Origin of the sequence: Marinactinospora rubrisoli (assembly GCF_042664915.1) — a bacterium.
Lineage (GTDB): Bacteria > Actinomycetota > Actinomycetes > Streptosporangiales > Streptosporangiaceae > Marinitenerispora > Marinitenerispora rubrisoli.
The window spans coordinates 1-18,054 of the sequence record NZ_JBHTBH010000015.1; the positions used below are offsets into that span (position 1 = coordinate 1).

General features: G+C 74.5%; 19 protein-coding genes. 7 read left to right on the forward strand and 12 right to left on the reverse strand.

Translation table 11 applies throughout. From position 1 onward, the window contains the following. Nucleotides 1–520 (forward strand): MFS transporter (locus tag ACFQRF_RS24855; RefSeq protein WP_379873612.1); only part of this gene is annotated, 520 nt, incomplete at its 5' end. Between the two features lies 1 nt (nt 521). Here ACFQRF_RS24855 and ACFQRF_RS24860 read toward each other — a convergent pair. The 5 genes from ACFQRF_RS24860 to ACFQRF_RS24880 form a co-directional block, all read right to left on the reverse strand. Next, nucleotides 522–1,343 (reverse strand): alpha/beta fold hydrolase, encoded by an 822-nt coding sequence (locus tag ACFQRF_RS24860; protein ID WP_379873613.1) that lies wholly within the window; start codon nt 1,341–1,343, stop codon nt 522–524. A gap of 40 nt (nt 1,344–1,383) precedes the next feature. Further along, nucleotides 1,384–3,513 carry a SpoIIE family protein phosphatase gene (locus ACFQRF_RS24865; protein ID WP_379873614.1) on the reverse strand — a complete coding sequence of 710 codons (2,130 nt, stop codon included), beginning with the start codon at nt 3,511–3,513 and terminating at the stop codon, nt 1,384–1,386. Nucleotides 3,514–3,723: 210 nt separating this feature from the next. Continuing rightward, nucleotides 3,724–4,260 (reverse strand): hypothetical protein, encoded by a 537-nt coding sequence (locus tag ACFQRF_RS24870; RefSeq protein WP_379873615.1) that lies wholly within the window; start codon nt 4,258–4,260, stop codon nt 3,724–3,726. Nucleotides 4,261–4,290: 30 nt separating this feature from the next. Continuing rightward, nucleotides 4,291–4,986: a peptide deformylase gene (gene def, locus ACFQRF_RS24875; RefSeq protein ID WP_379873616.1), complete on the reverse strand. Its 696-nt coding sequence runs from the start codon at nt 4,984–4,986 to the stop codon at nt 4,291–4,293. Between the two features lie 305 nt (nt 4,987–5,291). After that, nucleotides 5,292–5,987 carry a hypothetical protein gene (locus ACFQRF_RS24880; protein WP_379873617.1) on the reverse strand — a complete coding sequence of 232 codons (696 nt, stop codon included), beginning with the start codon at nt 5,985–5,987 and terminating at the stop codon, nt 5,292–5,294. Between the two features lie 865 nt (nt 5,988–6,852). Here ACFQRF_RS24880 and ACFQRF_RS24885 point away from each other — a divergent pair. Then, a complete protein-coding gene (locus ACFQRF_RS24885) occupies nt 6,853–7,743 on the forward strand; it encodes an ATP-grasp domain-containing protein (protein ID WP_379873618.1) in 891 nt (296 codons plus the stop codon). An 18-nt stretch (nt 7,744–7,761) separates the two neighbouring features. On the opposite strand, the gene ACFQRF_RS24890 is transcribed toward ACFQRF_RS24885, so the two are convergent. From ACFQRF_RS24890 to ACFQRF_RS24910, 5 genes are all read right to left on the reverse strand, one after another. Beyond that, nucleotides 7,762–7,944: a hypothetical protein gene (locus ACFQRF_RS24890; protein WP_379873619.1), complete on the reverse strand. Its 183-nt coding sequence runs from the start codon at nt 7,942–7,944 to the stop codon at nt 7,762–7,764. Nucleotides 7,945–7,971: 27 nt separating this feature from the next. Next, entirely contained in the window at nt 7,972–9,120 is a 1,149-nt protein-coding gene (locus ACFQRF_RS24895; protein ID WP_379873620.1) for a methyltransferase domain-containing protein, read from the reverse strand. A 99-nt stretch (nt 9,121–9,219) separates the two neighbouring features. Then, the gene (locus tag ACFQRF_RS24900) at nt 9,220–9,663 is read right to left on the reverse strand and encodes an SMI1/KNR4 family protein (RefSeq protein ID WP_379873621.1); all 444 of its coding nucleotides are present in this window, start codon (nt 9,661–9,663) and stop codon (nt 9,220–9,222) included. A 367-nt stretch (nt 9,664–10,030) separates the two neighbouring features. Beyond that, a complete protein-coding gene (locus tag ACFQRF_RS24905) occupies nt 10,031–10,714 on the reverse strand; it encodes a response regulator (RefSeq protein WP_379873622.1) in 684 nt (227 codons plus the stop codon). Then, nucleotides 10,711–11,853, reverse strand: coding sequence for a sensor histidine kinase (locus ACFQRF_RS24910; RefSeq protein ID WP_379873623.1), 1,143 nt, complete (start codon nt 11,851–11,853; stop codon nt 10,711–10,713). Before ACFQRF_RS24910 ends, ACFQRF_RS24905 begins: the two co-directional genes overlap by 4 nt. A 183-nt stretch (nt 11,854–12,036) precedes the next feature. Here ACFQRF_RS24910 and ACFQRF_RS24915 point away from each other — a divergent pair, with 183 nt between their 5' ends. Continuing rightward, the gene (locus ACFQRF_RS24915; RefSeq protein ID WP_379873624.1) at nt 12,037–12,642 is read left to right on the forward strand and encodes a CGNR zinc finger domain-containing protein; all 606 of its coding nucleotides are present in this window, start codon (nt 12,037–12,039) and stop codon (nt 12,640–12,642) included. Nucleotides 12,643–12,753: 111 nt separating this feature from the next. Here ACFQRF_RS24915 and ACFQRF_RS24920 read toward each other — a convergent pair whose 3' ends face one another. Then, entirely contained in the window at nt 12,754–13,362 is a 609-nt protein-coding gene (locus tag ACFQRF_RS24920; RefSeq protein ID WP_379873625.1) for a TetR/AcrR family transcriptional regulator, read from the reverse strand. Nucleotides 13,363–13,455: 93 nt separating this feature from the next. Here ACFQRF_RS24920 and ACFQRF_RS24925 point away from each other — a divergent pair, with 93 nt between their 5' ends. Next, nucleotides 13,456–14,199, forward strand: a complete 744-nt coding sequence (locus tag ACFQRF_RS24925) for an SDR family NAD(P)-dependent oxidoreductase (protein WP_379873626.1) — start codon at nt 13,456–13,458, stop codon at nt 14,197–14,199. 327 nt (nt 14,200–14,526) lie between these two features. On the opposite strand, the gene ACFQRF_RS24930 is transcribed toward ACFQRF_RS24925, so the two are convergent. Further along, nucleotides 14,527–15,489, reverse strand: coding sequence for a glucosyl-3-phosphoglycerate synthase (locus ACFQRF_RS24930; protein ID WP_379873627.1), 963 nt, complete (start codon nt 15,487–15,489; stop codon nt 14,527–14,529). Between the two features lie 736 nt (nt 15,490–16,225). Here ACFQRF_RS24930 and ACFQRF_RS24935 point away from each other — a divergent pair. The 3 genes from ACFQRF_RS24935 (at nt 16,226) to ACFQRF_RS24945 (ending at nt 17,741) form a co-directional block, all read left to right on the forward strand. Continuing rightward, nucleotides 16,226–16,816, forward strand: coding sequence for a GrpB family protein (locus ACFQRF_RS24935; protein ID WP_379873628.1), 591 nt, complete (start codon nt 16,226–16,228; stop codon nt 16,814–16,816). A gap of 43 nt (nt 16,817–16,859) precedes the next feature. Beyond that, complete coding sequence (locus ACFQRF_RS24940; protein ID WP_379873629.1) at nt 16,860–17,261, forward strand: PPOX class F420-dependent oxidoreductase; 402 nt, start codon at nt 16,860–16,862, stop codon at nt 17,259–17,261. Between the two features lie 117 nt (nt 17,262–17,378). Continuing rightward, nucleotides 17,379–17,741 carry a hypothetical protein gene (locus ACFQRF_RS24945; RefSeq protein WP_379873630.1) on the forward strand — a complete coding sequence of 121 codons (363 nt, stop codon included), beginning with the start codon at nt 17,379–17,381 and terminating at the stop codon, nt 17,739–17,741. Nucleotides 17,742–18,054: the final 313 nt, after the last annotated feature.

Here is an 18,054-nt window from a genome sequence, read left to right on the forward strand (position 1 = left end):
CGGCGAGAGCGCGGTCACCCTCATCCTGGCCGTCTACGGGATCGGCATGACCCTGGGCAACCTCACCGGCGGGCGCATGGCCGACCACGCCGTCCTGCCCAGCATGCTCGCCAGCATGTCCGCCATCGCCATGATGCTGCTGGTCCTGCACGTCGCGGCCGAGTACAAGGCCGCGGCGGTCGTCTCGGTGTTCCTGCTCGGCTTCACCGCCAGCATGCTGATCCCCGCGCTGCAGACCCGCCTCATGGACGCCGCCAAGGACGCGCCCTCCCTGGCCGCGGCGCTCAACCACGCCGCGCTGAACTTCGCCAACGCGGCCGGCGCCTGGCTCGGCGGCCTCGTGATCGCCGCCGGCTACGGCTACACCGCCCCCAGCCTGCTGGGCGCCGGCCTCGCCGTCCTCGGACTGGGCCTGATCGTGGTGTCCGGCCTGCTGGACCGGCGCGCCGCGACCGCCGCCCCGGCCACGGCGGACGGCGAGACCCGCACCGCGGACAGCACCGCCGCCGCCCGGGACTGAATCACCCGGCCGGCCGGTGCCGGTCCAGGAAACCGCCGACGGCCCGGGCGAACGCGTCCGGGTCGTCGGCGTACAGCCAGTGCCCGCAGCCGGGGAACTCCACCAGCTCGCACCCGGGCCGCCGCCCGGCCATCCGCCGGGCCATCGACGCCGACAGGATCGTGCTCGCCGCGCCGCGCAGCAGCAGCGCGGGCTGCCGCCCGGACGCCCACTCCGCCCAGTAGTCGCCGAGCAGCGCCCGCTGCGACCGCATCATGTCACCGTGGTCGAACAGCAGCCCCCACCCGTCGGCGAACTCCACCGCGCTGTCCATGAAGTAGCCGGGGTCGGGGATCCCCGCGGCCTCGATGCCGGCCGCCAGGGCGGCACGCGAGGGGGCGCGCCGCGGCCAGCCCGTGACGTCGAGCACCGGGTGGGCGACCTCCGGTTCCCCGGTGACCGCGCCCATGTCGACGACGGCCAGCGCGTGCACCAGCTCCGGATGGCGGGCGGCCAGCAGGTACCCGACCGCGCCGCCCATGGAGTGGCCCACGACCGCGACCGGCGCGAGGCCCAGCGCCTGCACGAACTCCGCCGCGTCCGCGACGTACTCCTCCGGGCGCACGTCGCCACCGTTGTCCGACGTCCCGTGCGCCCGCTGGTCCAGGGCGATCACCCGGTACCGGCCCCGCAGCGCATCGGCCAGGCCGGCGAAGATCCGGCCGCGGCCGAAGTGCCCGTGCAGCGCCAGCACCGCCGGGCCGTCTCCGCCGAAGTCCAGGTACCCGAACCGGCGGCCGCGCAGGGTGACGAATCGCTCCGGGGGCGTGTGGTGCGTGGGCATCCGGAGAGTGTAGAGCACGCCGGAACGGCGCGCCGCCCCCTCAGCCGGCCGCCTCCCCGGGGCTCACGAGCAGCAGCGCGATGTCGTCACCGCGTGTCGCGGCGCACGCGACAAGGGTGTCGGCGACGGCGTCCAGGTCGTGCGGATCACTGCGCGCCAGATGGCCGGCGAGCACCGCCGTCGACCGTTCGATGTCGACACCCGGCGCCTCGACCAGCCCGTCGGTGTAGAGGGCGAGCACCGCACCCGGCGGCAGGCCGATGACACCGGCCGGGTACTCCACGTCCGGCTCGATCCCCAGCAGCAGCCCACGCGGCACCCGCACCTCCTCGACCCGGCCATCGGGACGGCGTAGCAGCGGCGGCGGATGGCCGGCGCTCGCCACGCGCACCCGGTGGCGCCGCAGATCCAGGTGCAGGTAGACGCAGCTGGTGAACAGGCCCGGGTCCAGGTCGGTGAGCAGCCGGTTCGTGCGGGCCAGCACCTGGCTCGGCGACGCCCCCGCGGTGGCGTGCGCGTGCACGGCGGTGCGCACCTGCCCCATGAGGGCCGCCGCGTCCACGTTGTGCCCCTGCACGTCACCGATCGCCGCGGCGACGGTCGTGGCGTCGATGCGGATGAGGTCGTAGAAGTCGCCGCCGACCCCCATGCCCCGGCGGGCCGGCAGGTAGCGGGCGCTCACCCGCAGCCCGGGCACGTCGGGGAGGCTGTGCGGGAGCAGACCCGCCTGCAGCCGGTGCGCGAGATCCCGCTTGGCCTCGAAGAGGCGGGCCCGGTCCAGCGCCTGCGCGACCACCCCGGCCAGCGAGGTGAGCACCGCCCGTTCGCCGGGCGCGAAGTGGCGGCGGCGCGCGTAGGCCAGCACCAGCGTCCCGACCGGGCGGCCGGAGGCGATGAGGGGAAGGAACGCCCACGAGGCCATGTCGTCCAGTCGCACCGCTTCGGGGTAGGAGCGCCTGAGTTCGGCGAAACCGGAGAAGAAGCTGGGGACGCCGGTGTTCAGCACGTGCACGGCCGGGGTGGCCGTGGTCAGCGGGACGGCGTCGAAGCGGGCCATGAGGTCCGGTCCGTACCCGCGGAAACCGATGATGTGCAGCCGCCCGTCCTCCGCCGTCATCAGCGCCAGCGCCTCGGCGTTGACGGCCGACATCAACTGGTCGGCGGCCTGGTCGACGACGTCCTGCACGCTCACGGTCTCGGTGAGCGTCACGGCCAGGTGCATCAGGTGATACAGCACGGCCGAGCGGCTGGGCACCGTCGCCGCCGCGCCGCGGCCACGCCGCGCGGGGCTCTCGGAGTCGGCCTCGGCCGCCGGGCTCACGCGCACGCTGATCCCCGAGGCGTCCGGGTACAGCTCGAAGGACAGCCACCGGTCCGGGGGCCGCAGAGCGGTGAACCGTACGGGCTCGCGGCTGATCAGCGCCGACCGGTAGGCGTCCTCGACCTCGGGGACGTCCATCCACGGCAGCGCCTCCCACGGCGGGCGGCCCACCAGGCCGGCCGCCCTGACGCCCAGAAGCCCCGCCGCGGCCGGGGTGACGAACGTGATCCGGCCGCTCAGGTCGAGCGCGCACGCCCCTCCGGGGAGCCGGTCGACGAACTCCACCGCGGCCGCCGGCTCCCCCGCCGGGGGAACGGCGCGGGGCGGGACGAGCAGCCGCGGCCGCGCACCCGGCCGCACCGGCCGGCCATGGGCGGCGGCCTCCCCCAGCAGCCGGCCCACCGCACGGCAGGCCGTACGGATCCGGACGCGCTCGCGCCGGCTCAGCCACGGGGGATGGGAGGCCGGCAGCATCAGCACCAGGCCGCCGTGGACGGCCGCCCCGGAGACGATCGGCGCGGCGGCCAGACAGAACTGGTAGGGCAGCACGACGGCGGGCCGGGGGTAGCGCCGCGCCATCTCCTCGGGCCCGTTGATCCAGACCAGGCGGCCGTCCCGCACGGCGTCGGCGACCGGCATCGGATCGTTCGGCGCCACCCGCATCCACGGCGCGGCGATCTCGGGAGGCATACCGGTCAGCACCGTGAGCCACAGCACCCGCTCACCCGGCGGCCGCAGGTACAGCCCGCCCACCGACGCCCCGGTCTCCCGCACCGCGCGCTCGACCGCGCCGTCCAGTCCGCGCTGGATCCGCTCCTCGGCGAAGGCGGGCTCGACCGGACTGCGCACCGCTCGCTCACCTCCCCCGCGCCGCACGCGGACGCCGTGAACGGCGCACCCACGGCCCCCGCTCCCCACGGTGGGGCGCGGAATGTCGGCGAATGTCCCCGTGTTCGGTCCCTACCCCGTTTCGGGGCGGGGCGCTCGCGCGGGCGGGGGGGCACCGCGGCGTGGCGAGGTGACCGGCGGGCCCGGCGGCGTCTCGCCGCCGCGCGCCGCTCAGGAGCGGCCGACGATCGGGCGGAGATCGCCGGGGGCGGTGATCCGGCGCAGCGCGGCCAGGTGCGGCCGGGGCGCCGACGCGAAGAGCCGGACCAGGACGCCGCCGGGAAGGGCGGCCACCGCCACCCAGGAGAACGGGGTGGCCAGGACGGTGAAGTCGCGCGGGGTCCCGTCGACGTCGATCCGCCGGGTGGTCCAGGCCGACCCCTCGGGCAGCGGGAGGGGGCGGGCGTCGAGGTCGCCGCGCATGCGGCGCTGCATGAAGTCCCGCTCCACGCACAACGCCCGCGCCTGCTCGGGGCCCGCCTCCCCGGCGTCCCAGCGGCGGGTCATGATCTCCACGTCGGTGCCGCCCTCGCCGGTGCCGTACTCCACGATGGCCTTGTGCACCTCGCCGGTGGCCGGGTCGGCCGTGGTGGAACCGACCCGCCCCGGCCGCTGCTCGCCGACGGGCGCGAACAGCGGAACGCCGGCGAGCAGCGCGGCCACGGCCGCCTCCCCGGCGTCCGCCCGCGGCGTGTCCCGCTCGTCCATGGTCCTCCCCTGCCCGTCGCCGCCCGCGCCCTACTCCTCGGGCTCCGGGCGGGCGCCGATCTCCTCACCGGCGTCCAGGGCGGCGGCGTTGGCCGCACGGCGGGCGAACACGCTGTCGCGCATCTCGTTCATCTGCTTGAGGACCTTCTTGCGGTCGCGCTTGGCCAGCCGGTCGACGTAGAGCCGGCCGAGGGTGTGGTCGGTCTCGTGCTGCAGGCACCGCGCGAAGTACCCGGTCCCCTCGATGACGATCGGGGCACCGTCGCGGTCGAACCCGCGCACCACGGCGCGCTCGGCGCGCGCCAGCTCGGCGTGCGGGCCGGGCACCGACAGGCAGCCCTCGTTCTCCAGCACGAGCGTGTCGTCGGGGCCGCGCTCGTCCAGCACCGGGTTGACGACGTGGCCGACGTGCCGCACCCCCTCATCGTCGGGGCAGTCGTAGACGAACACCCGCAGATCGACGCCGACCTGGTTGGCGGCCAGACCGACCCCTTCGGCGACGTACATGGTGCGGAACATGTCGTCGATCAGCGCGGCCAGCTCCGGGGTACCGAACTCGGTGACGTCCAGGTTGCGCCGGTGCAGCACGTCCTCCCCGATGACGGTGACCCGCCGGACGGTCCCCCGCTCGGCCTCCGGCGCCATGGCCGGGTAGGACTCCACGGGCTCGCCCTGCACCCGGACCCGGGTGTCGGTGGAGCGGTCGGAGGTGTGCTGCTCGGACATCGCCTGCTCGTCTTTCCGGTACGTGAATAGCGCATGTCGTTCGGTACGACAGAGTGCAAGTTAGCACGCGCACGGCGGCACGGCCCGAAGGCGTGACGCCGACGGCCGCCGGCGTCACCGTCCGCCGCGGTGGCGGTGGACCGCCGCGATGGCCGACCGGTTCCGGAGAGAACACGAGGCTGGAAAGCGGCCGCCGAACGGAATGGATCCGCTCGGGCCGGCACCGGAGAACACTGAGGGCGATCGGCACGGCCCCACGATTTCGGCGGCCGGCCGCCGCGCCCCCGGCGCGACGGCCGCGTGGGTCAGCCGGCGGCGCGGTCGCGGCGCGGGAACCGGTCGGCGACCCAGAAGTAGAACTCGTCCGCCGAGCCGCGGGGGTCGATCCGCGTGTAGTCCCGCATCGTCACGCGGCGCCAGGCGGTGGTCCACCGGCGCTTCTCGTCCTCGTCGCCGCCGCACGCCTCCACGAACGCCTCGACCAGGCCGAGCTTGGGCATCTCGTCGCTCTTCAGCGCGGTGCAGAACGTCGAGGCGGCGACGCGCCGGCCGCAGCGGCTCTGCATGGCGCGGTACGACGGTTCGCCGGCCCACACGCGAAAGGCCCGCATGGCCTCGACGAACGCCTCCGGGCTGCGGGCGCGCAGCGGGTCGGGGCGCAGGTCGTGCCCGTCGATGTCGGGGGTGGCCCTGGGCAGTGCCGCGTACCCGGGTTTGCGGCTGCGCGCCTCGGCGAGCGCGAGTTCGAGCGCCTGCGGGCCGGCCAGCCGGGCGGGGATCACACCGGCGGGGACGACCTTGTCCTCGGCCACGTGGACGCGCCGGAAGTCGTCCTTCTCCGCCACGACGATGGAGCAGCCGGCCGTGGAGCGCCGGACCTTGTACAGCTTGCCGGAGAGGAAGGCGGTCTCGAACGGGTACGGCTCGGTGGGGTCGAGTTCCCGGGCCCAGTCGCGCATGGCCCGGCCGGCGGGGGAGTCGGGAGGGATCGCTTCGATCATCGGGCCTCCCGCGGGGAGCGCCGGCAGCGGGCCGGGTGTGCGCCGGGGAAGCGGAGCGTGTGCGTGGTGGATCGGACAGGCGTGCACCGGCGCCCCGGGGCCGGGGAGCCGGAGAAATGGATATTCGACACGATGTACCTTTGGTTGCTCTGACCTGGGTGAGACATTGAAAACGGCATGGGTGGGTGGTGAGTCCACCTTCGTGAAGCCGCGTCTATGTGGCTCAAGAAAATACCTCAAGCGCCGCAGTCGCCAATAAGCTTAACATTAATCTGTGATGTGAGTCATACGCGGCTTTTGTGGAGGCCGGGATTGTCCGAGAATGGCCTTTTATTCGCCCGAAATTCCACCCGCCGGACCATCACGCCAGGTCACCGCAGCGCCACCCAGTCCCACCACCCGGACACCGAATTCCCGAACGTCGCCGAACGTCCACCCACGTTTTGTGATGTTCGCGGATGTTCACGAGTGTTCGGAATTGTTGTGAAAGGTCCCGCAACGTATTCGGCATCGGAAGGGGCGACCATATCGGCTTAGCTTTGTGTCGGCGAGCGGGGACGATGCCCAGCACATTCCCGGATCACCCCCGCTCGGCGCCGCGGCCAGGTGAGGGCCGCGGCGCGTCCGGAACACCAGTCGTGCCTGATCTGACCTGGGTGAGGCACCGCACGGCCAGCGGGCCGCCCTGTGGTGGGGAGCGGTCCGGTCGCCCCGCGACACTGGCCTTCGGTGCGGGCGGCCGCCGACGCGCGGCCGCCCGCACCGGAACGGGCACCCGCCGACGCCATGGCGGTCACGACGGCCCGGCGGGTCCGCCTTCGCGCCGGTCCCCCGGTGCCGCGGCCGGCACGGCAGAATGGCCGCCGTGACCTCCGCCCTGCTCTACCCCAGCGATCCGCTCACCCCGCGGCGGGTCGACCGGCACTTTGGCGCCGAGGCCGCCGAGGCCCGCGAACTCGGCGCCGGCATCATCCTGCTGGACCACGACGCCCTGCTGCGCGGCGACACCGCCGAGGCCATCCGCCGGGTCCCCGCCGGAGCCGGTCCGCTCTGGTACCGCGGATGGATGATCCCGGCCGGCCGCTACGCCGACCTCGCCGCCGCTCTGGCCGGCCGCGGGGCCGCCCTCGCCGTGCCGCCCGGCCGGTACCGCCGCGCGCACGAACTCCCCGGCTGGTACCCGGTGTTCGAGCCCGTCACGCCCGCGAGCGTGTGGACGCCGCTGCCCGATCCGGCGCGCCCGCCGGCGCCCGCCGACCTGGCGGCGCTCGCCGCGCCCCTGGGCGGCGGACCGGGCGTGGTGAAGGACTACGTCAAGTCCCGCAAATCCGACTGGGACACCGCCTGCTTCGTCCCGGACCTCGCCGATTCGGCCGGGCTGCACCGGATCGTCGCCCGGTTCACCGAACTGCAGGGCGACGACCTGGCCGGCGGGATCGTGCTGCGCGCCTACGAGACCTTCTCCACGGCCGGCCGCGCCGCCGAGGCCCGCGTGTGGTGGCTGGACGGCGCACCCATCGCGGTGGGCCCGCACCCCGACACCCCCGAAGAGCATCCCGAACCGGACCTGGCGGCCGTCGGCCCGCTGGTCGCCGCGCTGGACTGCCGATTCGTCACCACCGACCTCGCCCGCCGCGCCGACGGCGCGTGGCGGGTGGTCGAGGTCGGCGACGGGCAGGTCAGCGACCGCCCCGCCACGCTGGAACCCGCGAGGCTGCTGGCGCCGCTGCTGCGGGCCGGGCACCCGGCCCGCTGACGCGCCCGGCCGCCCGGCTCAGCGCTGGGCGAACCGCCCGGCCCCCAGCGACCGACCGTAGATGCCGGTGATGCGGAGGTCGGAGCCGCAGCCGAGCCCGGACTCCGAGATGAAGTGGTCGTACTCGGCCCGCGGCGGCTCCGTCCACGACGCCCCGGTCCGCACCTCCAGCCGGGCCACCGGGGTGCGGTGGTCGCGCACCTGGATACCGCACCGGTACCGCGAGGATCACCCCGGGCCGGCGTCCGGCGGCTGTTCCCAGGAAGGCCCGGCGGGATCGCCCAGCCACACCGTGTGCGCGCCGTCCGCCGCCACGGTCAGCCCGAAGCCGGTGATCCCCGGCCGGCCAAGCCGCTCCCACCGCAGGTGGGCGGACTCCAGCTCGTCCCACAACCGGCGCGGCCCGCCCTGCTCCACCCGGCCGTCCGGGTACAGCCGCGCCCACGAGGGGCCGTCGGTGGCGGACACCGCCACGAACACCGAACCGTCGGCGGCGCGGCGGGGAGCCCACTGCCAGTGGGGCACCATCATCGCGAGAACCGGCCCGGAGTCGTCATCGGTGACGACGCGGCACGGGTCGTCGGCACAGGTACGGACGTGCTCGGGCCGGGCGACATCGCCGTGGAACCTGCCACGCCACCGCTGGGACCTGATGAGCATGAACGACGTGCCCCCGGTGAAGCCGCCCCGCGCTCCTCCCCCAGCGTCGACGACGAGGCGGGCGAGCAGTCCACCGGGGAGCGCCGCTCCGGGCTTCCATGGCACGACGACGACCCCGCCCGGCCAGGTCCGGCGGAGCCAGCCGGACGGAACACGGACCACCGCGCAGGTCGCGACGACGGCATCGAACGGCGCACCGGCGGCATGGTCCCCGGCGCCGTCACCCGTCAGCACCTCGACGGCGTAACCGGCCGCGTGCAGGGCACGGCGGGCGCTGCTCGCGAGGTGCGGGGCGATTTCGACGGTGACCACATGTCCGTCCGCGCCGACGAGGTGTTTGAGAACCGCGGCGTTGTATCCGGTGGCGGTTCCGATTTCGAGCACCCGCATACCCGGTCCGATGGCGGCGGCCTCGATCATCTTCGCCATGACCGAGGGCATGGACGAGGACGACGACGGGCGGTTGACGCGCCCTTCCGCACCGTCGTTGACCTCGGTGGTGACGGGCGTGTCGGAGTAGACGAGATCAGCCCATGCCCGTGGGTCGGCGGTACGGTCCAGCGCCGGGCCGACCAGCTCCGGCCACACCCGCTCCGGGATGAACAGGTGGCGCGGCACCGCGGCGAAGGCGGCACAGATCGGATCGGCGGTGTCGAGAGAGGCGGCCAGCCGCGCCCGGCGGCTCTCCCAGGTCACCTCGTCAGTACTGATGTCCATATCGTTCGTCCTTCAGCCGCAGAGCGGACAGGGGATGAATTCCTTGACGTCCAGCTCCCTCACGGCTTCAGGTCCGGCCGGGTGGGTGGAGCGCCGCGCTCACCGGAACCAGCCGTTGCCCTGCGTGAAGCAGCGGAACAAGTAGTCCCGCAGCGACACCGACACCAACCGCCGCTGGTCGGTCTCGTGGTCCCACACGATGATCCCCGGCCCGTAGTCGGTGTGCACGTAGGCGAACTGCGGCCCCATGTCGCTGTCGCCGAAGAAGATCAGGTGGTCGAACGGCGCGTACAGCTCCAGATAGTCCGGCTCGGCGCGCATGGCGAGGTTGTCCTCGACGAGCCGCTCGGCCGGCCACACCACGGCGTCGCCGTAGGTGTTGTGAACCCCGTTGACCTCGCGCAGCAGCGCCGCCAGCTCGAAGGGCAGCGGCAGGGCGAGCACCTTCTCGACCTCCGCGATCGCCGCCTCATCGGCGGGCCCGGGCAGGTCGGTTTCCGGGGACAGGTCAGCTATCAGTTCACGCCACACAGACAGAATCATCACAGGTAGTGCCAAGGCGCGAGAAATCGACGGGCGCGCGTTGCGGGATCCGACCCCGGTTTTCCGCCCGCCGGAATGCGCCCGCCCACCCGCACTGTGACCGCCGTCACTCCAGCGGCGGAATACCGGCCCCCGCCTCCGTGGTTGTCAGGTGTGCGGGTCGGTGCGGTAGAAAGTGTCCCCCGGGCTCCACTCAATGCCTTCGCGGAATACCGCGCCCGCGGCCCACCACCGGTGGGCGGGCGGGCGGTCTTCGGAGCCGCGTTGTGCGACACGCCGTGAGGCGACCGCCGTGCCGGCCCCGCAGCATCGCGGCCCCCGCCGCCCATCCGGGCGGCGGGGGCCGTCGCGCTTTCCCGGCCCCGTCTCACTCCGCCGGCTCGGCGAGCTCGGCGTCGTGGACCAGCAGCGCGATCTGCACCCGGTTGTTGAGACCGAGCCGGGTCAGCACCGCCGACACGTGCGTCTTCACCGTCGACAGGCTCAGATGCAGCGCCGTGCCGATCTCGGCGTTGGACCAGCCGCGCCCGACCCCCACCGCCACGGCGCGCTCCCGCTCGTTCAGCACCGCCAGCCGCTCGCGCGCCGCGGCCCGCCGCGCGTGCCGGCCGGGCTGCACCGCCCGCGCGATGAGACGCCGCGTCACCTCCGGCGAGAGCACCGGCCGCCCCGCCGCCACCTCCCGGATCGCGGACACGATCTCGGCCGGTGGGGTGTCCTTGAGCACGAACCCCGCCGCGCCCGCCCGCAACGCCCGGAGCACGTGCTCATCGGCGTCGAACGTCGTCAGCACGATCACCTCCGGCGCACCGGGCCGGGACCGCAGTGCCTCGGTCGCGGCGAGCCCGTCCACGCCGGGCATCCGGATGTCCATCAGCACGACGTCGGGGGCGTGCCGCGCGACGAGCGCGCCCACCTGCGCACCGTCACCGGCCTCGGCCACCAGCCGGATATCGGGCGCGCCGCCCAGCATCATGGCCAGGCCCGCGCGCAGCAGCGGATCGTCGTCGACAATGAGCACGCGCACCGGCGCGGTGTCGGATCGGGTCATGCCGGCCAGGGTAGCCATGCCGCCACCCGGAACCCGCCGTCCGCCGTCCGGCCGTACTCCAGCCGACCCCCGGTCAGCGCCGCGCGCTCCGCGAGCCCGACCAGCCCCTGACCGCGCACCTGACCGGCGCCGGGCGGGCCGTCAGGCCGGGAATTGCGCACCTCCACGGTCAGCCCCGCCCCCGGACCTCCGTCCACGGTGACCGCCACACCGGCGCCCGGTGCGTGCTTGCGCGCGTTGGTCAGCCCCTCCTGCACGATCCGGTAGACGGTGCGGGCCGCGGCGCCGGGGACCGTGTCCTCGGCCACCTCGACCGCCACCTCCACCCGCATCCCGGCGCGCCGCGACTCCGCCACCAGCTCCGGCAGGTCGGCCAGCCGTGGGCTCGGCAGCTCCCCCACCGGCGCCCGCAGCACCCCGATCACCTCCCGCAGGTCCTGCAGGGCCTGGTGCGCGCTCTGCCGGATCACCCCGGCCGCGCGCGCGACCTCCTCCGCCGGAGCGTCCGGCCGGAACTCCAGCGCACCGGCGTGCACGCTCAGCAGCGACAACCGGTGCCCGAGCACGTCGTGCATCTCACGGGCGAGCTGCTCGCGGGCCCGCAGCTGCGCCTGCTCCGCCCGCAGCCGGGCCTCCTCGTCGGCCCGCTCCGCCCGCAGCCGGAGCGACTGCAGCAACTGGCGGCGGTTGCGGATGGACAGCCCCCACCCGATCGCGGCGAGGTAGATCGCGCCGGCCAGCAGCGTGACCACCACCACGAACGACTGGTCGTCATAGTGAATGACCGCGTACGGCGGCACGAGCAGCAGCCCGAGAGCGCCGATCGCGGCGGTCACCCGGGCCGGCCGGTGCACGGCGACGGTGAACATGCCCACCACCGCCGCCCCCGAGACCGTGGCGGAGAACGCCGACAGCAGCGTCACCACGAGCGCGAACCCGACCGGCCACCGCCGTCGCACCCACACCCCCGCACAGCCGAGCACGCCCGCCACCACGTCGGCGCCGCCCAGCACCCCCGGAAGGGACCCGTCACCGAACTCGGCCAGCCCGAACAGCACGGCGAACAGGAACAGGGCGCCGTCCGCCGCCCAGTCCCGGACGCTGCGCCGCGGCGGGCGCGTGGCCTGGGGATCCTCCATGGGCACCGAACCTACCGGCCCCCACCCGCCGCGGAGATTCGGCCGGGCCGCAGGTCGGGGACGGCGACGCGGCCCGGCCACACCATTGAAGGACAGAGTCCCGGTCCGCCCGGTCATGGTGGTGCGGCTCCCAGCCGCCGCTAACCGCACATACCGGTTAGCGACACCGCCTATACTGGTTACATGAGCGGTGAGGGGAGACTGCTGACCGGACCGGCCGGTGAACGCTACCGGTTCGACCCGGGCGGGTTCTGGCTGGAGCTGCTGGTCACCGGCGGCCCGGGCGCCCACCGCCGCCACGAGATCCTGCACACTCCCGACGACCTGGCCGCCTGGCTCGTGGACTCCCGGCTCGCCGCCATCGCGCCGCTGGCCGCCGGTGACCTGCGGATCAAGCCGATGGAACTGCACGACATCAAGCGGTTCCGCGACAGCATGTGGACGGTGGCCCGCGATCTCGCCCACGGCCGGCGGCCCGTTCCCGGAGCCCTCGCCCTGATCAACGACGGCGCGGCCGCCTCCCCACGCCCCCGCATCGACCCCGCGACCGGCGCCCGCGCCTGGCACACGCCGCTGAGCGGTGTCCAGGTCCTGGGCGCCGCCGCGCGCGAGGCCATCGACCTGATCACCGGGCCCGCCGCGACCCGCGTCCGCGAGTGCGCCGCCCCCGACTGCCACCTGGTGTTCCTCGACACCTCGCGCCCGGGCAACCGGCGCTGGTGCTCTATGGAGCGGTGCGGCAACCGCCGCAAGGTGCACGCCTACCGCAGCCGCCGCCAGGCCGGCTGACCGGCGCACCCGGGCCTGCCCGCCCGAGCCGGGCGGAGACGGTGGAGCCGGCGCGGCCGGGCCGCCGGGGACCGCGGCGCGACCCGGGTTTCGGCGGCCGGCCGTCATCGCTCAGGCCGGTGGCCAGCCGCGCAGTGCCATGTCGGCGACCTCCTGGAGGTCATCGCGGCCGATGCCGCTGGCGGCCTGGACGGCGATACCGAACGACACCGTCATGATGTAGCGGGCCAGCCGTTCCGCATCGGTGCCCGGTGGGAGGTCGCCCTCGTCGACGGCCCGCTGGAAACGTTCCGCGAGGCGCAGGCGCCCGTCGTTGCGCCACTGGATCAGCGCGTCGCGCGCCGGCCCTCCGGCGTCGCCGGACGCCAGTGAGCCCTGGACGCCCAGGCAGCCGGAAGGGCAACCGGGGCGGGTGGTGGCCTGGACCGTGCCGTTGAGGAACGCCGTGGCCACGGCGTGGGCGGTCGGCTCCTCCAGGGCTCGCATCCCGTACGAGGCCGGCCCCTCGGTGTAGAGCTCCAGGGCCCTGCGGAACAGCTGCTCCTTGTTGCCGAAGGCCGCGTACATGCTGGTCTTGGTGATGCCCATGGCGCTGGTCAGGTCGGCGATGCCGGCTCCTTCGTAGCCCCGCTCCCAGAAGACCACCAGGGCGCGCCCGAGCGCCTCGTCGGCGTCGAAGCCTCTGGGCCGGCCGATGAGGGCCTTGCCGTGACCGCTCATGCGCAGCAGCCTACCACTTCTGTACCGATCGGTGGTTAAGTGCTAGGGTCCCTTCTGTACCGATCGGTACCGAACTTTGTGGAGGTCAGCGGCATGGGACTGCTCGAAGACACGACAGCGGTCGTCACCGGCGGCAGCAGCGGGATCGGCCTGGCCGCCGCCGAGCGCCTCGCGCGCGAGGGCGCCCACGTCTTCATCACCGGCAGGCGCAAGGACGAGCTGGACGCGGCGGTCGAGGCCATCGGCTCGGCCACCGCGGTGCCGGGCGACATCTCCGTCCCCGCCGACCTGGACCGGCTCTACGACGCGGTCCGCGCCCGGGGCAAGGGCCTGGACACCCTGTTCGCCAACGCGGGGACGGCCGGGTTCGCGACACTGGAGCAGACCACCGAGGAGCACGTCGACCGCATCTTCGGCGTCAACGTAGGCGGCACGCTGTTCACCGTGCAGAAGGCGCTGCCGCTGCTCAACGAGGGCGCCTCGGTGATCCTGAACGCCTCCGTCCGCGCCGATGACGGCGTCGAGGCGTTCGGCGCCTACGCGGCCAGCAAGGCCGCCCTGCGCTCGTACGCCCGGACCTGGGCCACCGAGCTCAAAGGCCGGGGCATCCGGGTCAACGCGATCTCGCCGGGCACCATCGACACCCCGGCGATCGCCGGCATGGTCGGCGAAGAGAACGCCGAGGCGGTCAGGGCGGGCTTCGCGGCCAGGGTCCCCATCGGCCGGATGGGAACCGCGGAGGAGGTCGCCGCCGTCGTGGCCTTCCTCGCCTCAGAACAGAGCAGCTTCATCCTCGGCGCCAACATCTACGTCGACGGCGGCGAGAACCAGCTCTGAAACAGGACCGCGGCGCCCGCACGTTCGGCCACGGTCCACCGTCGCGGCAGCCGCGTAACGGCGCTGGCCGAGCCGCCCCACCGGTCGGCCGCACGCCGGCACGGGAGCCACGCGCACCGGCGCGCGGTCCGGACCCGGGCATGGAAGAGCGGCCACGCGGCGGTGGAGGCGGATCGCACCCCGACCCGCGCTGCCCGGGACTCGCCGCCTCGGAGCCGTCCCGCTGCCGGTGACCGGCCATCAGTGAGGGGGTGATGGCGATGGCCGCGGCGCCGGCGATGGGCTTCGCGCCGGTCACCCCGTTGCCGGGCCGCCGGCCCCGGGCGCTCAGACCAGCTCGGGCTGCAGGGACGCCACCGGGGGGCGCTCGCTGATGGCGGTGTCCCGGGACAGCGGCCGGTAGCCGCCCTTCCCGTCGGCGCCGCGGGTGTACTGGACGAGCTCGGTGCCGGCCGACCCGTCGTCGGTGAGCCGCCCGGACCTGGCCAGCCGCAGCCGCGCCGTGTGCTGGATCTGGGCGGCCATCACCCCCAGGTCGGCGGTGGACTGGTGGGTGTGCTCGCGCTCGCCCAGGTCGACCTGGGCGAGCGCGTCCAGGCCGACCTCGTCCAGCAGGTCGATCAGCAGCGCCAGCTCCACCCCGTAGTGCGACACGAACGGCACCCGCCGCAGCACGTCGCCCCGGCCCGCGTACTCGCCCGACAGCGGCTGGACGAAACCGGCCAGCCGCGGCCAGTACTGGTTGAGCAGCGGCCGGGCGACCAGCTCGGTCACCCGGCCGCCGTCGAAGGCCGGCCCCGCCGAACCGGCGAGCGGCCGGTCGTAGCACGCCTTGACGTAGGCGAGCGCCGGGTCGGTGAGCAGCGGCCCGAGCAGCCCGGTGACGTACCCAGGACGGAAAGCGGTCAAATCGGCGTCGACGAAGACCAGGACGTCGCCGGTCGCGACGAACAGCGACTTCCACAGCGCCTCGCCCTTGCCGCTGCCCGCCGGCAGGTCGGCGCGCACCGCGTCCTGGTGGTAGACCGCCGCGCCCGCCTCGGCCGCCACCCCCGCGGTGTCGTCGGTGCTGCGCGAGTCGATGACGATGATCTCGTCCACCAGCGGCACCGTCTCGCACAGCGCCGTGCGGATGGCGGCCACGATCCCACCGACCGTGGCGCTCTCGTTGCGCGCCGGGAGGACGACGCTCACCCGCTGCCCCCGCTTCGCCCGGAGCAGCGCCTCGACGTCCCAGTCCTCCGCGCGGCTGGTCCGGCGGTCCAGCCAGGTCCGTACCTCTGTCAGCACGTGCCCTCCCCATGGGTTCAGGACAGGACGCGGCTCGGTGTCCGCCACGTCCTGACAACGGATATAGCGGACCGTCTTTTCCGCGGTGTCGCTGGATTTTGTCGATTCTGTGACGAGTTCTCAGGAAGAGCCGCCCGCCGCCGACGTAACGGCGACCCGCGGCGGAGCGCAACCGCCGGATCGGCCGACCGGCCGCCGCCGGGCGAAAGCGATGCGGCGTCACGGCACCGCCCCCCGGCGAAGGGACGCCGGGACCGCGGTGTCGCGACGCGCCGAGGGCCAGGCCCAGGCCGGAGACGCCGCGCCCCCGCCACCTGCGGCGCACGGCCCGGCGTGCACGGGGAGCCGGCGTCGGCACGCCCCCGCCGCCCACTCCCGGCTCCGGCCTGCGGCGCTATGGCGGCATGCGCGCGATGACGCGCATCGGGGAACCGGCCGCCGCAGTGTCGGCCACGCCCCGCGCCATCCGGCATCGCGAGCAGGCCGGACCCCGTGCGCCGGAGCGGGCCGCCGCTGACGGCCACCGCCACGTCCGGCCCGGCCTGGACGGCGGCCCCGCCGCACCCGCCCGGCCACCCGGGAGTCCTGGATCGCCGCAGGCCGAGGTCCACGGCTGGTTCGCCGCCGGCGGACCAGCAGGGCCGATACGCTGGTCGAGCCGCGCGTTCGTGCGCCCCGGTGGCCCGGGCCCCTTCGGCCCACCGGCACCAGGCGCCCGAGACAGGAGGAGAAGCAGATGCCGGCACCGCACGACGGCCCCGGCCGCGCCCCCACGAGCGAAGCGGCCCTGCGCGAGGCCACCGTAGGCGGCCTGAGCCCGCACGGCGCGACCATCACCCTCGCCGACTACGACCCGCGCTGGCCCGAGCTCTTCGAACGGGAAGCCCAGCGCGTCCGCGCCGCGCTCGGCGGGGCGGCGCTGCGCGTGGAACACGTCGGCTCCACCTCGGTGCCGGGCCTGTGCGCCAAACCCGTGATCGACATCCTGCTGGCCGTCGCCGACTCCGCCGACGAAGCCGCCTACCTCCCGCCTCTGCGCCAGGCCGGCTACACACTGCGGATCCGCGAACCCGGCTGGTACCAGCACCGCCTGCTCAACGGTCCCGACACCGACGTCAACCTGCACGTCTTCAGCGCGGGCTGCCCCGAGATCGACCGGATGCCGCGCTTCCGCGACCGGCTACGCGCCGACGAGCGCGACCGCGACGCCTACGCCGCCACCAAACGCGCCCTGGCCGGCCAGGTGTGGTGGCACGTCCAGCACTACGCCGACGCCAAGAGCGCCGTCGTCCAGGAGATCATGGACAGAGCCGACACCGACCGCTAGCCCCCGGCCGGTCCCGTCCACCACGCACGGCAGGAGCACGACCTTGCCCTTCACCCCCGCCGAACTCGACTACCTCAAGGCCCAGACCATGGCCCGCCTCGCCACCATCGGCCCCGCCGGCGCCCCCCAGCTGCGCCCCGTCGTCTTCGAACTCAACCTCGACCTCGGCACCCTCGACATCGGCGGCTGGGACATGGGCGACACCCAGAAGTACCGCAACGCGCGCCGCGAACCGCGCGTGGCCATCGTCATCGACGACGTCGTCAGCTACGAGCCGTTCGTCGACCGCGGCATCGAAGTGCGCGGCCACGCCGAGGCCATCGACGACCACGGCCCCATGCACCCCGGCTACAGCCCCGAGATCATCCGCATCCACCCGCGCCGCATCATCACCTGGGGCCTGGACCCGGCCACCCCCGGCATCACCGCCCGCGACATCGGCTGAGCCCGCCCCGGCCGGAACCGGCCGCGCCGCACCCGGTTGGCAGCACGCACGCGGGGAACCACGCCGACGACGGGGCCGCGGCAGCACCCCGCGGCGCCGGTACGGGAGGTGACGGCCATGGGACCGTGCGACGACGGCTGCCAGGAGGCCGGCCACGCCCTGATGGTGCTCTTCATCGACGTCGCCACCGCCGCCTTCGCGATCGCCGTGGTGTGCCTGGCCGTCTCCTTCTGGGCCCGGACCGGCTGGTGGAACCTCGTGGGAACGCTCGCCGCCGCGACCGTGTTCGCCTGCGGCTTCGTCGCGATCCTCATCAGTGCCGGCAACACCGCCGGACCACCGCCGGACCGGCTCGTCCTCATGCTCGCCGCCGTGCCCGCGAGCCTCGCCCTGGGCTTCCTGTTCCACCGCCGCGACCGCTCTGGGCGCGGCCGCCACACCGGACACCACGGCCACGGCGCCGGGCGCCCGCCCACCTAGGACGGGTTCGGGACGTTCGGGGCCGTTCTCCGTTGGCGGCGGTCACCCCGGCCGCCGTTGAGCCGCGCGTGGAGCGCGCCGGAGCGGGCGCCCGTCGTCCTCGTCGCGTCCGCGCCGGCCGGTCCCGCACCGCAGGGCATGCCGATCGCCATGGCCGGCCACCCGGCCGGCGGGGATCGCTGTTCTTCGTGCCCCCGCGCGGGCGGGTGGGGCGCCGCCGAACGGGCACCGCGCCGGCGCGCGGGGACTTCCCCGCTGATCGATGTGCCGGGGGCTTCGCCGTTGTCCGGGGTCCGCGCCGCCGTGTGACCGG

Excerpts from the sequence above, each read along its gene's own strand:
- ACFQRF_RS24910 (WP_379873623.1), bottom strand. The coding sequence starts at position 11,853 with ATGGAGGATCCCCAGGCCACGCGCCCGCCGCGGCGCAGCGTCCGGGAC.
- ACFQRF_RS24925 (WP_379873626.1), top strand. The coding sequence starts at position 13,456 with ATGGGACTGCTCGAAGACACGACAGCGGTCGTCACCGGCGGCAGCAGC.
- ACFQRF_RS24915 (WP_379873624.1), top strand. The coding sequence starts at position 12,037 with ATGAGCGGTGAGGGGAGACTGCTGACCGGACCGGCCGGTGAACGCTAC.
- ACFQRF_RS24905 (WP_379873622.1), bottom strand. The coding sequence starts at position 10,714 with ATGACCCGATCCGACACCGCGCCGGTGCGCGTGCTCATTGTCGACGAC.
- ACFQRF_RS24870 (WP_379873615.1), bottom strand. The coding sequence starts at position 4,260 with ATGGACGAGCGGGACACGCCGCGGGCGGACGCCGGGGAGGCGGCCGTG.
- ACFQRF_RS24945 (WP_379873630.1), top strand. The coding sequence starts at position 17,379 with ATGGGACCGTGCGACGACGGCTGCCAGGAGGCCGGCCACGCCCTGATG.
- ACFQRF_RS24935 (WP_379873628.1), top strand. The coding sequence starts at position 16,226 with ATGCCGGCACCGCACGACGGCCCCGGCCGCGCCCCCACGAGCGAAGCG.
- def (WP_379873616.1), bottom strand. The coding sequence starts at position 4,986 with ATGTCCGAGCAGCACACCTCCGACCGCTCCACCGACACCCGGGTCCGG.
- ACFQRF_RS24880 (WP_379873617.1), bottom strand. The coding sequence starts at position 5,987 with ATGATCGAAGCGATCCCTCCCGACTCCCCCGCCGGCCGGGCCATGCGC.
- ACFQRF_RS24895 (WP_379873620.1), bottom strand. The coding sequence starts at position 9,120 with ATGGACATCAGTACTGACGAGGTGACCTGGGAGAGCCGCCGGGCGCGG.
- ACFQRF_RS24900 (WP_379873621.1), bottom strand. The coding sequence starts at position 9,663 with ATGATTCTGTCTGTGTGGCGTGAACTGATAGCTGACCTGTCCCCGGAA.
- ACFQRF_RS24860 (WP_379873613.1), bottom strand. The coding sequence starts at position 1,343 with ATGCCCACGCACCACACGCCCCCGGAGCGATTCGTCACCCTGCGCGGC.
- ACFQRF_RS24920 (WP_379873625.1), bottom strand. The coding sequence starts at position 13,362 with ATGAGCGGTCACGGCAAGGCCCTCATCGGCCGGCCCAGAGGCTTCGAC.